Raw genomic sequence first — 13,523 nt, forward strand, 5'->3', positions numbered from 1 at the left:
TGGAAGTAAGATTACTTCTCTAGATAGTCTCGAATGGATTTTTCTATACCCACCGCATCCAGTCCAAGCTCTGCGTGCAACTCATCTTGAGTGCCTTGAGCGACGAACCTGTCAGGAAGCCCTAGGTTTAGGACGGGCTTCATTAGTTTCTCACTCATCATGAACTCAATTACGCCAGCGCCAGCACCACCTGCAATAGCGTTTTCTTCTAGAGTAACTATGACGTCGTGACTATTGCAAAGCTCTCTAATTAGCGCTTCATCAAGCGGTTTAACAAAACGCATATCAGCGACGGTAGCATTGATGTTCTCCGCCGCGATAAGCGCATTATCTAAGAAAGTACCGAAGGATAATATCGCTACTTTTTCGCCTTCACGTACGATGCGACCTTTACCGATTTCTAGAGCGGTAAATTCAGCTTCTGGTGTTGTTCCATTGCCCCCACCACGTGGGTAGCGCACGGCACTTGGACCATTGTGCATGTGACCAGTGTAGAGCATCTGGCGACATTCATTTTCATCACTTGGTGCCATGATGACCATGTTAGGGATGCAGCGCATAAAGCTTAAGTCGAAGGCACCTTGGTGAGTTTGACCATCAGCCCCGACTAATCCTGCTCGGTCGATAGCAAACATTACAGGCAAATCCATAATAGCTACATCGTGGATCAGTTGGTCATAGCCGCGCTGTAAGAAAGTAGAGTAAATGGCAACGATTGGGCGGTTACCAGCAATAGCCATACCAGTAGCTAATGTCACGGCGTGCTGTTCTGCAATCGCGACATCGAAATATTGGCTCGGATACTCTTTCGAGAAACGTACCATGCCAGAGCCTTCACGCATGGCAGGGGTAATTGCCATTAATGAAGGGTCTTTGGCTGCCATATCACATAGGAAATCGCCAAAGATCTTTGAATAGGTTGGTTTGCTTGAGCTGCTTTTGGGCAGGCAGGAGTGAGAAGGATCGAACTTAGGTACGCCGTGGTAACCGATTGGATCTTTCTCTGCTGGTTCGTATCCTTTACCTTTCTTGGTCATAATGTGTAAGAACTGCGGACCTTTAAGCTCACGCATGTTCTTTAACGTTTTAACCAGTTCATTGACATCATGACCATCAACTGGACCGATGTAGTTGAAGCCTAGCTCTTCAAATAGCGTGCCCGGAACGATCATACCTTTTAAATGTTCTTCCGTACGACGAACCAGCTCTTTGATTGGTGGCAAACCTGATAGTGCTTTTTTACCACCTTCACGAATCGAAGTGTACAAACTACCAGATAATACCTGAGCGAGGTGGTTGTTTAGAGCGCCAACGTTTTCCGAGATAGACATTTCGTTGTCATTGAGGATTACGAGCATATCAGGATGAACATCACCAGCATGGTTAAGCGCTTCAAACGCCATTCCCGCAGTAATGGCGCCATCGCCAATAACGCTGACCACTTTACGATCTTTGCCTTCTTTAGCCGCAGAAATAGCAATACCAAGTCCTGCACTGATAGATGTGGATGAATGGCCAACGGATAAAACGTCGTACTCACTTTCTTCACGCCAAGGGAACGGGTGAAGCCCATCTTTTTGACGAATGGTCGACATCTTTTCACGTCGACCCGTCAAAATTTTATGTGGATAAGCCTGATGGCCCACATCCCAAATCAATTGGTCGAAAGGCGTATTGTATACGTAATGTAGAGCGACAGTTAATTCAACCGTGCCTAAGCCAGAAGCCAAGTGTCCGCTTGACTGGCTCACAGAGTTTAACAAATACGTTCTTAGCTCCTCACAAAGCTTCGGAAGTGACTCTTTTGGCATCAAGCGAAGTTCTTCCGGTGTATTTGCTAATGTCAGTGTTGGATATTTTGAAATATCAAGTGTCATAGTGTTAGCGCTTTAATTCTGTTTAGTTGTTGCGCTCGATGACATATCGGGCGAAATCTTCGAGTAATTGAGTATTGTAGGGGATTGCCTCTAAAGCACAAAGCGCTTCTTCAAAAAGCTGCGCTGCTTTTTGCTGAGCCCCTTCTAATCCTAGCAAAGCAGGGTACGTGCTTTTGTTAAGTTCGACGTCTGAACCCTGAGGTTTGCCTAAGGTTTCCGTGTCACTGACAATATCTAAAATATCGTCTTGTACCTGAAACGCGAGTCCAACTGCATCAGCGTAATTTTCCAACTGAGGCAGGTATTGAACCCCTTTAGCCCCAGCTGCCAAAGCACCTAACTGAACAGCGCACTTAATCAATGCCCCTGTTTTATGACGATGTATACGCTCAAGCTCTTCCAGTGTCACATTGCGGTTCTCCGCTTCTAGATCGAGCGCTTGCCCAATACACATGCCAGCAGCACCTGAAGCGTGAGCAAGCTTTTGTACCATAGTAATACGTTGCTCATTGGCAAAGGATGCCAATTCACCTTCAGATAAAATGGTAAAGGCCAGTGTTTGTAGAGCATCACCAGTTAGAATAGCGGTCGCTTCATCGAATTGAATATGGCAAGTCGTTTGACCTCGACGGAGTTCGTCATCATCCATTGCAGGAAGATCGTCGTGGATCAACGAATAGGCATGGATACACTCAATAGCAGCGGCCGGAGTATCTAATTGTTCATTGGTGCAACCAAAAATCTGTCCGGTAGCATAAACAAGGAAAGGGCGAGCGCGTTTACCGCCAAGTAGCAAGGCATATCGCATTGCTTCTATTAATCTTTGCTGTTGGAAAGGGTAGTGGTCGAGCCAAGCGTCCAGTTGCTCGTTATTACGTTGTTGATAAGACTTTAAAGCCTCAATCATGGGGATACTCACTTTTGGTTCTATTCTGCTGACTGGGAGAAGTCATCAAGTTCTGCGTCGTCATCTTTGGCTAGCAGGATGCTGACTTTTTGTTCTGCTTCAGTAAGCTTATGTTGGCCAGCACGAGCTAAAGCGATACCACGTTCAAACTTCTTCAACGCGTCGTCTAATGCAAGGTCACCATTTTCTAGTTGTTCGACAAGCATATCAAGCTCATCCACTGTCGCTTCAAACGACATGTTCTCTGGTTTTTTCGTCGCCATAACTTACTTGTTTTATCAGAAATGTTCGAACGTTACATGAGCCTTAACGGATGGTCAAACTAATGGTGCTAAAAATGTAACCAAGATGCTTTCCACTTTTTGTTTCTGCTACAAATTTGTTCAACAGGATGGATATAGAAACTGTGGAAGATGTTGTTTTATGGTGATTTCTCGAATTGACTCAGACTCGAAGAAGAAGGAAAGGGGAATTTTGTGATTTTCAGGTCATAAATTACTTAAAGATATGGGCATGTGGTCGATAACCTGAATATAACGCGATAGACTCGTGCGGATATTCAGGTTCGTCAATGTCGATTGATGGCAATTATTTATGGAGTGTTGAGTGGATTTAGCAACGCTGATAGGCCTAATTGGTGGGGCCGCTTCGATCATTATGGCGATGGTGCTGGGTGGCAGCATCATGACTTACTACGATACCACGTCGGTATTCATCGTAATCGGTGGTTCGACATTTGTGGTGTTGATGAAGTTCACTCTGAGCCAGTTCTTTAGTGCAACGAAGATTGCGGGCAAAGCGTTCATGTTCAAAACCGATGAACCTGAAGACTTAATCGCGAAAATCGTCGAAATGGCGGATGCGGCACGTAAAGGTGGTTTCCTTGCGTTAGAGGAAATGGATATCCAGAACAGCTTTATGCAAAAAGGCATCGATCTTTTGGTTGATGGTCACGATGCAGAAGTCGTGCGTAACGCGATGCAAAAAGACATCGCATTAACCGATGAACGTCATGTGAAAGGAGCGGGCGTTTTTAAGGCATTTGGTGACGTCTCTCCTGCAATGGGAATGATCGGTACCCTTATCGGTTTGGTTGCGATGCTTTCTAACATGGACGATCCGAAGTCGATCGGCCCAGCAATGGCGGTGGCACTATTAACAACCTTGTATGGAGCCATTCTTTCCAACATGCTTTTCTTCCCGATTGCTGACAAGCTGACGTTGCGTCGCGAGCAAGAAAAACTCAATCGTCGTTTGATTATGGATGGTGTCTTGGCGATTCAAGATGGTCAAAACCCTCGCGTGATTGATGGCTATTTGAAAAACTACCTCAATGAAAGCAAGCGAGCCTTTGATTTGGACGGTGAGTAACATGCTGGTCTCACATATTAAATTGGTGTAGGAGGAGCTGTGGAAGAGGAACAAAAATGTGATTGTCCACCACCGGGTCTTCCCCAATGGATGGGCACATTTGCGGATTTGATGTCGCTACTCATGTGCTTCTTTGTACTTCTGTTGTCATTCTCAGAGATGGACGTACTAAAGTTCAAGCAGATCGCGGGCTCCATGAAGTTTGCCTTTGGGGTACAAAATCGCCTTGAGGTGAAAGATATCCCTAAGGGTACCAGCATCATCGCGCAAGAATTCCGACCAGGTCGCCCTGAGCCGACGCCAATTGATGTCATTATGCAGCAGACCATGGACATCACTCAGCAAACGCTGGAGTTTCATGAAGGTGAGTCGGATCGAGCTGGTGGTAATCAGCGAGACGATGGCAAAATGACAGGCGGTCAAACTGCGGATAGGTCTCAAAAGAACCAGATTGGCACGGCGTCAGCACAGAGCGAACAGCAAAATGAAGATCTCGATAAGCTAGAGGAGATCATCAGGAAAGCGTTGCAGCAAGAGATTAATCAGGGTGCCGTTGAAGTGGACAATTTGGGACAACAACTGGTGATTCGAATTCAAGAAAAAGGCGCTTTCCCAGAGGGGTCGGCCTTCTTGCAGCCTAAATTTAGACCTCTTGTTCGTCAGGTTGCTGATTTAGTTAAGGATATACCTGGCCAAGTCCGTGTATCAGGGCATACGGATAACTTGCCTTTGGATTCTGAGCTGTACCGTTCTAATTGGGATTTATCGTCTCAGCGAGCCGTTTCTGTTGCCCAAGAGATGGAGAAAGTAAAAGGCTTCTCTCATCAAAGGTTGCGAGTGCTGGGAGTGGCTGATACCGAACCTTTGGGCCCGAATGATACTGAGCGACAGAGAGCGCGCAACCGCCGTGTTGAAATCAGTATTATGCAAGGGGAGCCAGTGTACACTGATGAGGTGTCTGCAGACGGTCAATAAAATGTGCACTATTACTATGAAACACCAGCGTTCAGCGCTGGTGTTTTTTATTGTGCTGAACGCTACAATTGCAACACTCGCATCTTAACTACGTAGAGTATATACTTGCGCCCCAAAATAGACGAATGCCCGCTCTAGTCTCAAACTTGGCACGATGAGTTGGGTGAGTTTGTACTACAGTTGATATTTGTTACCTATACTGTCGTGCTCAGACAGCATTGCAACGAGATGTGAAAAGACTATGAGATTTATCGTAAAGCCCCATCCAGAGATTTTTGTAAAAAGCGATTCAGTGCGTAAGCGCTTTACAAGAATCTTAGAGTGCAACCTGCGAATTATTATCCAGCGCCGTACGGAATCTGTAGCGGTATATAACCGTCGTGACCACATTGAAGTGAATGCTAGCTCTGATGAATACTACAACGAGGTGTTGGAGATCCTAACTCACACCCCGGGTATCCATCATGTTCTTGAGGTTCAGCAATCTGATTTTGAAGATATGCACGATATCTACGAGCAGGTGTTGGAACTAAACGGCAGCCGTATCGAAAACAAAACTTTTGTTGTTCGAGCTAAGCGACGCGGCAAACACGACTTCACCTCAATCGAGCTTGAGCGCTATGTTGGCGGTGGCTTGAACCAAGCTGTCGAAAGTGCTCGTGTGAAACTGTCTAAGCCTGACGTAACAGTAAACATCGAAGTTGCGAACGATAAACTGAATCAAATCATCGCTCGCCATAAAGGGCTTGGTGGTTTCCCTCTTGGCACACAAGAAGATGTGCTGAGCTTGATTTCAGGCGGCTTTGATTCTGGTGTGTCAAGCTATCTGCATATTAAACGCGGTTCTAAAACGCATTACTGCTTCTTCAACTTAGGCGGCCCTGCTCACGAGATTGGCGTTAAGCAAGTTGCGCATTACTTATGGAACAAGTACGGCTCTTCAGCGAAAGTGAAATTCATCTCGGTGGACTTTGAACCGGTTGTTGCTGAAATTCTTGAAAAAGTAGAAGACGGCCAAATGGGCGTTATTCTTAAGCGTATGTTTATGCGTGCTGGTGGAATGCTTGCTGAAAAGTTTGGCATTGAAGCCTTGGTAACGGGTGAAGCACTCGGCCAGGTATCAAGCCAAACGCTGACTAATTTACGTCATATCGATGGTGTCACTGACACATTAATTCTTCGCCCCCTGATCAACTGGGATAAAGAAGACATTATCGACCTTGCTCGTGAAATTGGTACTGAAGATTTCGCTAAGACCATGCCTGAGTACTGCGGGGTGATTTCTCGTAAGCCAACTGTGAAGGCTGTGAAAACTAAGCTAGAAGCTGAAGAAGAGAAATTCGACTTTGGGATTCTTGAGCAAGTCGTGCGTGATGCGCGAATGATGGACATTCGTGATATCGAAAAAGAAAGTCAGGAGCAAGCGCCTGAAGTTGAGCAAGTTCAAGCAGTTGAAGAGCACGCTATCGTTTTAGATATTCGTAGCGCAGAAGAAGAGGAAGAGAGCCCGTTGGAACTCGATGGCGTTGAAGTTCAACACCTTCCATTCTTTAAGTTAGGAACCAAGTTTGGTGACTTAGACCAGTCGAAAACGTACCTGTTGTACTGTGATCGCGGCGTAATGAGTCGTCTTCAAGCTTTGTATTTGCAAGAACAAGGTTTTAACAATGTGAAGGTGTATCGCCCTTAGGGATCGTCCTTAAAGCGATAGACAAATCACAAGGTAAAAATGGGCGCTTTATTAGGGCCCATTTTTTATGCCCGTTAGTTATGGCTTTGTAGTTACATACTACTCTGCGGCCAGTCATCGGGAACAATAAACCAAAACTGACCAGTTTCAGACTGACAATGGATAAAGTGTTGTGGCAGTTCAGTCACTGGCACTTTGTTTTCGTTGTTGAATCCCGTTGCCCAAAGAGGTTTGGATAGTTGGTACAAAGGCTCCGTAACCCTTTCAAACTGACTTTGATAACACCAAAAACCAGTGACTCGCTCCGGATTGATCTTCAAACCTAGGCAATATTCTGGAACTGTAGTCTTTTCAAATGGGTTGACGTAAAGTCTGCCTTGCATCAGTAGGTGCTGAGAAATGTCATCAATGTTCGGATACAAAGCTTGAAACGCTTCTGTGCGAGTCATCATAAGTTGGTGTTCAAGCATGCGATGCAATTTCTTATCCAGGCGATCTTTGGCATTTGGTCCATACCAATAGCCGTCCTTGAGTAGATAGAACTTTATTGCCACTTCCCAATGCTCGATTTGCTCAGTGGCAAGGTTATCCAAAATAAAGTCGATAGCACCAATAGTTCGGTTATTTTGCTGTAACTGCAATTCTTCGACTATAACTTGATATTCATGACTGGCGTCAAACTGTCGACGACACAGTTCCTGATACAAAAAACCGAGTCTAGGGTTGCCGTCATAGTCTCTGTGAACCTTAACATCTGAATCCATATTGACGCTGGGGAAGTAGGGCGAGATTCTGTGGTCATTCATCATTAGACTAGGACTAGTCCTTATCCAAGATAAGAATTCCTTTATAGTATTCATGCTCATGTGTTTGCGTTTTCCTTTCGACAACCCTAGATTAAATTGCTATAACCACGGAAATCAAGAAATTGCTCAGGAAGTGCTATGAATAACTTACAACTCGAAGCGGTGCTCAATGAAAAGTTGTCTCCTCAACTGATTAAAGACTATTGTCCAAATGGGCTACAAGTTGAAGGCGCTAGTGAAATAAATAAGGTAGTGACAGGTGTAACAGCCTCGCAAGCACTGATCGATTATGCGGTATCTGTTAACGCGGATGCTTTATTGGTTCATCATGGTTATTTCTGGAAAGGCGAACCTGAAGCCATTCGTGGTATGAAAGGTAAACGTATTCGCACCCTTATCAAAAATGATGTTAATTTGTATGGTTACCACTTACCTCTGGATATACACCCTGAACTTGGCAACAATGCGAGATTAGCTGAATTACTCGACATTGAAGTGATTGATGGACTAGAAGGGCACCCTCAGTCTGTAGCTATGTTTGGTAAACTGGCTCAACCGATGACTGATGAAGCCTTTGCTCAGAAAATTGCTCAGGTTCTCTCTAGAGAACCGCTTCACATTGCACCTGAACAAGCGGAGAAAATGATTGAAACGGTAGGTTGGTGCACCGGTGGTGGTCAGGACTATATTGAACTTGCTGCATCTAAAGGGCTCGATGCATTTATCTCAGGTGAGATCTCTGAGCGCACAACCTACACAGCCCGTGAATTGAACATCCACTATTTTGCGGCGGGCCACCATGCAACTGAAAGATATGGTATTAAGGCTCTGGGTGAGTGGCTAGCATCAGCGCATGGCCTTGATGTCGAGTTTATCGACATTGATAATCCAGTTTAGATTTTCTTCTAATAAAAAAGAGCAGCGTAAGCTGCTCTTTTGTTTTCAGATGTTGTGTCTGATTGATGTGCTCTGTTATTCACGCTCGTGAAGCGGTTTGAAATCACGCATTTCTTCACCAGTATAAAGCTGGCGAGGACGACCGATACGGTTGCCTGGATCGCTGTGCATTTCGTTCCAATGAGCAATCCAACCCACAGTACGAGACATCGCGAAGATAACCGTAAACATAGAAACAGGGATACCAATCGCTTTAAGGATAATACCTGAGTAGAAGTCTACGTTTGGATACAGTTTCTTCTCAACGAAGTACTCATCTGAAAGTGCTATACGCTCAAGTTCCATTGCCACGTCGAGTAGTGGATCTTTGATGTTTAGCTCTTTTAGTACTTCGTGACACGCTTCGCGCATTACTGTTGCACGTGGATCGTAGTTTTTATAAACACGGTGTCCAAAGCCCATTAGGCGGAATGGATCGTCTTTATCTTTCGCGCGCTCGATGAATTCCGGAATCTGATCAACAGAGCCGATTTCTTCAAGCATACGCAAACATGCTTCGTTGGCACCACCGTGAGCAGGGCCCCATAGTGATGCAATACCAGCTGCAATACACGCAAATGGGTTAGCACCCGATGAACCAGCAAGACGTACTGTAGAAGTCGAAGCGTTTTGCTCGTGGTCTGCGTGCAGAGTGAAGATTTTATCCATCGCACGTGCAACGATAGGGTTCACTTCATACTCTTCACATGGGTTAGCAAACATCATGTGTAGGAAGTTTTCCGCATACGTTAGATCGTTACGAGGATAGATGAATGGTTGACCGATTGAGTACTTGTAACACATAGCTGCAAGTGTCGGCATCTTAGAAATCAAACGATAAGCCGCGATTTCACGGTGCGTATCATTATTAATATCTAAAGAATCGTGATAGAAGGCTGCAAGAGCGCCTACAACACCGCACATAACCGCCATTGGGTGAGCATCGCGACGGAAACCGTGGAAGAAACTCGCGATTTGTTCGTGAACCATGGTGTGGCGTGTAACGATTTGTTTGAAACTCTCATATTCTTCTCGTGTAGGGGCTTCACCAACAAGAAGGATATAGCAAACTTCAAGGTAGTCTGCATTGTTAGCTAACTGATCGATTGGGAAGCCACGGTGCAGTAGTACACCTTTGCCGCCGTCGATATAAGTGATTTGAGATTCACAGGATGCAGTGGCAAGAAAACCTGGGTCAAAAGTAAAGTAACCATTGGCTCCAAGTTTACGAACGTCGACTACTTGTGGTCCGATAGAACCATCCATAATCGGCAGCTCGATTGGCGCTTGACCTTCAATATGAAGGGTCGCTTTCTTATCTGCCATAACAATCTCCTTTGTTTATTATTTAATCCGTCCAGGATGTTTGTGTGCCAATTTTTTACTTCGCTTCGCGGTTAAAGTCAATTTTTAAACGGTGATGTGTGCACTTGTTATGATTTTTTATAGAAAAATGGTTAAAAATCTGTTCTGTGTAGCATATTTTGTTACACCAATTGTATTAGAATGTTGCCAACCGTATAGTTGCGGTGAAATTGTTGGTCAAATCCTTATAAATTCTAGGGTACAAACCGAGGTGAGGTCGATTTGGATCTTAGTCTGTTAACATTATTGTTACAATTATCTCTCTTGTAACACGAATTTATTGTTAACTTTATGTTAACTTTTGAGGCTTACGGACCAAAATTTATTCATAACAATAAATGGCTCAATGGAGCTGAGTGAGCAAGCCCGTGAAAGAAAGAAAGTCCAGACCTGTTAATTTAGATTTGCAGACAATTCGCTTTCCGATCACAGCAATCGCTTCCATCCTGCACCGTGTGTCGGGTGTGATTACGTTTGTGTCGATCGGTATACTTCTTTGGTTACTATCCAAATCACTCTCTTCTCCGATTGGTTTCGCAGAAGCTGCTGACATCGTCGATGGTTTCTTCGTGAAATTTATCCTTTGGGGAATTTTGACGGCATTGGCGTACCACATTGTTGGTGGTGTGCGTCATTTGATTATGGACCTAGGCTATTTTGAGGAGCTCGAGTCGGGCACCAAAAGCGCTAAGGTTGCCTTCATCGTGACAGGTGTTCTGTCACTGCTGGCTGGAGTATTGGTATGGTAAACAACGTCTCAACATTTGGTCGTAATGGCGTACACGATTTCTTATTGATTCGTGCTACCGCTATCATTATGACGCTTTATACGATTTATCTCGTGAGCTTCTGCGCGTTTGCAGGAGACATTTCCTACGTATCGTGGACCAATTTCTTTGGTGGTACTTTCACTAAAGTCTTCACTATGTTGGCGCTAGCTTCAGTGCTTATTCATGCGTGGATTGGTCTATGGCAAGTTCTTACAGACTACATCAAATGTGCCAAGCTTCGTGGTGCACTGCAACTGACTTTCATCGCAGTGCTTCTTGGTTATTTCTTCTCTGGTTTCTTTATTCTGTGGGGTGCGTAAGTGTCTATTCCAGTTCGTGAGTTCGATGCCGTAGTAATCGGCGCTGGTGGTGCGGGCATGCGTGCCGCACTACAAATTTCAGAGCAAGGCCTATCATGTGCATTGCTATCCAAAGTATTTCCTACTCGTTCACATACAGTATCCGCTCAGGGTGGTATCACAGTAGCGCTAGGAAACTCTCATAAAGACAACTGGCAGTGGCATATGTATGACACTGTTAAAGGTTCTGACTACATTGGTGACCAAAACGCTATCGAGTATATGTGTAAGAATGGTCCTAAGTCTGTTATCGAACTAGAAAAAATGGGTCTACCGTTTTCTCGTTTTGAAGATGGCTCGATCTACCAACGTCCATTTGGTGGTCAGTCTAAAGAGTTTGGTGGCGAGCAGGCAGCACGTACTGCAGCTGCAGCTGACCGTACTGGTCATGCTTTGCTTCATACGCTTTATCAGCAAAACATTAAGCACAAGACCACAATTTTCTCAGAGTGGTATGCACTTGACCTAGTGAAAAACCAAGACGGTGCGATTCTTGGTTGTACTGCGTTATGCATGGAAACTGGTGAGATTTGTTACTTCAAGTCCAAAGCAACCATTCTAGCGACAGGCGGTGCAGGTCGAATCTACGCTTCTACTACCAATGCTCACATCAACACTGGTGATGGTGTCGGTATGGCGTTACGTGCAGGCGTTCCTATGCAAGACATGGAAATGTGGCAGTTCCACCCAACTGGTATCGCTGGCGCTGGTGTACTAGTAACAGAAGGTTGTCGTGGTGAAGGTGGCTATCTTCTTAATAAAGATGGCGAACGCTTCATGGAACGTTATGCACCAAATGCAAAAGACCTTGCTGGTCGTGATGTAGTTGCTCGTTCAATGATGATTGAAATTCGTGAAGGTCGCGGCTGCGATGGTCCATGGGGTCCACATATTAAACTGAAATTGGATCACCTAGGCAAAGACGTACTTGAGTCGCGCCTTCCAGGTATTTGTGAACTTTCTCGAACGTTTGCACACGTTGATCCAGTTAAAGAGCCAATCCCTGTTATTCCAACGTGTCACTACATGATGGGTGGTGTACCAACGCAAGTTTCTGGTCAAGCTATTAAACAAGATGCTTCTGGAAACGACCTTGAAGTACAAGGCCTATTTGCTTGTGGTGAAATTGCTTCTGTATCGGTTCATGGCGCTAACCGTCTAGGTGGTAACTCATTGCTTGACCTCGTGGTATTTGGTCGTGCTACTGGTCTTCATCTTGGTGAAACTCTGGCCGCGCAAACAGAAGCTCGTCCAGCGACGGAATCAGACATTGAAGAGTCACTGGCACGTACTATGCGCTGGGAAAACAGCACTTCAGGTGAAGATCCTGTTCAAATTCGTAAAGATCTACAAACTTGTATGCAAAACAGCTTCTCGGTATTCCGTGAAGGTGATGCAATGGCAACAGGTCTAGAAGAGCTAAAAGTGATTCGTGAGCGCCTACAAAACGCACACCTTGCAGATAAGTCTTCAGAATTTAATACCCAACGCGTTGAGTGTTTAGAGCTTGATAACTTGATGGAAACGGCATTCTCTACAGCGGTTGCGGCGAACTATCGTACAGAAAGCCGCGGAGCACACGCTCGTTTTGACTATCCAGACCGTGATGACGAGCAATGGCTATGTCACTCTATCTACAACCCGGAAACTGAACAGATGACGAAACGTGATGTCAACATGACACCAGTTCATCGTGAAGCTTTCCCACCGAAAGCACGTACGTACTAGAGGGAGGACCAGACTATGAAACTTAATTTCTCTCTATACCGTTACAATCCGGATGTAGACAATAAGCCTTACATGAAGGCATACACACTTGAAGTCGATGAAGGCTCTGACATGATGGTGTTAGATGCTCTGATTCTTCTGAAAGAGCAAGACCCGACGCTATCATTCCGTCGTTCTTGTCGTGAAGGTGTTTGTGGCTCTGATGGCCTAAATATGAATGGCAAAAATGGCCTGGCTTGTATCACGCCACTGTCAGCTCTGGAAGGGAACGAGATCGTAATTCGACCACTTCCTGGATTACCTGTAGTTCGTGACTTGATTGTCGACATGACTCAGTTTTATGATAACTACGCGAAAGTTAAGCCGTTTCTTATTTCGGATGGCAATTTGCCACCTTCGCGTGAAAATCTGCAAATGCCAGAAGAGCGAGCGCATTTGGATGGATTGTATGAGTGCATTATGTGTGCATGTTGTACGACATCTTGCCCGTCATTCTGGTGGAATCCAGATAAATTCATCGGACCAGCAGGTCTACTTGCCGCGTACCGTTGGTTGATTGACAGCCGCGATACAGCAACAGATGAACGCTTATCAAATCTTGACGATGCATTTAGCGTTTTCCGTTGTCATGGCATCATGAACTGTGTCAGTGTATGTCCTAAAGGACTAAACCCGACAAAAGCAATTGGCCACATCAAGTCAATGCTTGTGAATCGTTCGGTGTAACAAATAATAAAAT

The 13,523-nt window shown here is 45.1% G+C and carries 13 protein-coding genes; 8 read left to right on the forward strand and 5 right to left on the reverse strand.

Annotated features, from left to right (window positions below):
• Positions 1 to 11: 11 nt before the first annotated feature.
• From dxs to xseB, 3 genes are read right to left on the reverse strand one after another with little or no spacing between them, the layout of a single operon-like run.
• On the reverse strand, positions 12 to 1,877 hold the full coding sequence (gene dxs, locus VME0621_RS12100) for a 1-deoxy-D-xylulose-5-phosphate synthase (protein ID WP_006074252.1): 1,866 nt from the start codon (positions 1,875 to 1,877) through the stop codon (positions 12 to 14).
• Between the two features lie 22 nt (positions 1,878 to 1,899).
• The gene (gene ispA, locus VME0621_RS12105; RefSeq protein ID WP_062457011.1) at positions 1,900 to 2,784 is read right to left on the reverse strand and encodes a (2E,6E)-farnesyl diphosphate synthase; all 885 of its coding nucleotides are present in this window, start codon (positions 2,782 to 2,784) and stop codon (positions 1,900 to 1,902) included.
• A gap of 20 nt (positions 2,785 to 2,804) precedes the next feature.
• Positions 2,805 to 3,047: an exodeoxyribonuclease VII small subunit gene (gene xseB / locus VME0621_RS12110; protein WP_006074254.1), complete on the reverse strand. Its 243-nt coding sequence runs from the start codon at positions 3,045 to 3,047 to the stop codon at positions 2,805 to 2,807.
• A 343-nt stretch (positions 3,048 to 3,390) separates the two neighbouring features.
• Here xseB and pomA point away from each other — a divergent pair, with 343 nt between their 5' ends.
• The 3 genes from pomA to thiI all read left to right on the forward strand — a co-directional run bounded on the left by pomA (position 3,391) and on the right by thiI (position 6,820).
• Positions 3,391 to 4,155, forward strand: a complete 765-nt coding sequence (pomA, locus tag VME0621_RS12115; RefSeq protein WP_031493735.1) for a flagellar motor protein PomA — start codon at positions 3,391 to 3,393, stop codon at positions 4,153 to 4,155.
• 39 nt (positions 4,156 to 4,194) lie between these two features.
• Positions 4,195 to 5,130, forward strand: coding sequence for a flagellar motor protein MotB (locus VME0621_RS12120; RefSeq protein ID WP_038225394.1), 936 nt, complete (start codon positions 4,195 to 4,197; stop codon positions 5,128 to 5,130).
• 241 nt (positions 5,131 to 5,371) lie between these two features.
• Positions 5,372 to 6,820, forward strand: a complete 1,449-nt coding sequence (gene thiI, locus VME0621_RS12125; RefSeq protein WP_065311685.1) for a tRNA uracil 4-sulfurtransferase ThiI — start codon at positions 5,372 to 5,374, stop codon at positions 6,818 to 6,820.
• Positions 6,821 to 6,912: 92 nt separating this feature from the next.
• Here the strand turns inward: thiI and VME0621_RS12130 are convergent, their stop codons facing one another.
• Positions 6,913 to 7,680, reverse strand: coding sequence for a DUF1853 family protein (locus VME0621_RS12130; protein WP_065311686.1), 768 nt, complete (start codon positions 7,678 to 7,680; stop codon positions 6,913 to 6,915).
• A gap of 84 nt (positions 7,681 to 7,764) precedes the next feature.
• Here VME0621_RS12130 and VME0621_RS12135 point away from each other — a divergent pair, with 84 nt between their 5' ends.
• Positions 7,765 to 8,523, forward strand: a complete 759-nt coding sequence (locus VME0621_RS12135; RefSeq protein WP_062463080.1) for a Nif3-like dinuclear metal center hexameric protein — start codon at positions 7,765 to 7,767, stop codon at positions 8,521 to 8,523.
• A gap of 75 nt (positions 8,524 to 8,598) precedes the next feature.
• Here the strand turns inward: VME0621_RS12135 and VME0621_RS12140 are convergent, their stop codons facing one another.
• Positions 8,599 to 9,888, reverse strand: a complete 1,290-nt coding sequence (locus tag VME0621_RS12140) for a citrate synthase (protein ID WP_006074261.1) — start codon at positions 9,886 to 9,888, stop codon at positions 8,599 to 8,601.
• Between the two features lie 395 nt (positions 9,889 to 10,283).
• Between VME0621_RS12140 and sdhC the strand changes: the two genes are divergently transcribed.
• Genes sdhC through VME0621_RS12160 form a run of 4 tightly spaced genes read left to right on the forward strand, consistent with a single transcriptional unit; the run spans position 10,284 to position 13,510 of the window.
• On the forward strand, positions 10,284 to 10,676 hold the full coding sequence (gene sdhC / locus VME0621_RS12145; protein ID WP_038222929.1) for a succinate dehydrogenase cytochrome b556 subunit: 393 nt from the start codon (positions 10,284 to 10,286) through the stop codon (positions 10,674 to 10,676).
• On the forward strand, positions 10,670 to 11,017 hold the full coding sequence (gene sdhD / locus VME0621_RS12150; protein WP_006074263.1) for a succinate dehydrogenase, hydrophobic membrane anchor protein: 348 nt from the start codon (positions 10,670 to 10,672) through the stop codon (positions 11,015 to 11,017). Before sdhC ends, sdhD begins: the two co-directional genes overlap by 7 nt.
• On the forward strand, positions 11,018 to 12,784 hold the full coding sequence (gene sdhA / locus VME0621_RS12155; RefSeq protein WP_038225391.1) for a succinate dehydrogenase flavoprotein subunit: 1,767 nt from the start codon (positions 11,018 to 11,020) through the stop codon (positions 12,782 to 12,784).
• 15 nt (positions 12,785 to 12,799) lie between these two features.
• Positions 12,800 to 13,510 carry a succinate dehydrogenase iron-sulfur subunit gene (locus VME0621_RS12160; protein WP_006074265.1) on the forward strand — a complete coding sequence of 237 codons (711 nt, stop codon included), beginning with the start codon at positions 12,800 to 12,802 and terminating at the stop codon, positions 13,508 to 13,510.
• The last annotated feature ends 13 nt before the right edge of the window (positions 13,511 to 13,523 follow it).

This window comes from Vibrio mediterranei, assembly GCF_900088415.1.
Taxonomy (GTDB): domain Bacteria; phylum Pseudomonadota; class Gammaproteobacteria; order Enterobacterales; family Vibrionaceae; genus Vibrio; species Vibrio mediterranei.

What these genes read in the sequence shown, in the direction of transcription:
- dxs (WP_006074252.1), bottom strand. Translation starts at nt 1,877, where the DNA reads ATGACACTTGATATTTCAAAATATCCAACACTGACATTAGCAAATACA.
- ispA (WP_062457011.1), bottom strand. Translation starts at nt 2,784, where the DNA reads ATGATTGAGGCTTTAAAGTCTTATCAACAACGTAATAACGAGCAACTG.
- xseB (WP_006074254.1), bottom strand. Translation starts at nt 3,047, where the DNA reads ATGGCGACGAAAAAACCAGAGAACATGTCGTTTGAAGCGACAGTGGAT.
- thiI (WP_065311685.1), top strand. Translation starts at nt 5,372, where the DNA reads ATGAGATTTATCGTAAAGCCCCATCCAGAGATTTTTGTAAAAAGCGAT.
- VME0621_RS12130 (WP_065311686.1), bottom strand. Translation starts at nt 7,680, where the DNA reads ATGAATACTATAAAGGAATTCTTATCTTGGATAAGGACTAGTCCTAGT.
- VME0621_RS12135 (WP_062463080.1), top strand. Translation starts at nt 7,765, where the DNA reads ATGAATAACTTACAACTCGAAGCGGTGCTCAATGAAAAGTTGTCTCCT.
- VME0621_RS12140 (WP_006074261.1), bottom strand. Translation starts at nt 9,888, where the DNA reads ATGGCAGATAAGAAAGCGACCCTTCATATTGAAGGTCAAGCGCCAATC.
- sdhD (WP_006074263.1), top strand. Translation starts at nt 10,670, where the DNA reads ATGGTAAACAACGTCTCAACATTTGGTCGTAATGGCGTACACGATTTC.
- VME0621_RS12160 (WP_006074265.1), top strand. Translation starts at nt 12,800, where the DNA reads ATGAAACTTAATTTCTCTCTATACCGTTACAATCCGGATGTAGACAAT.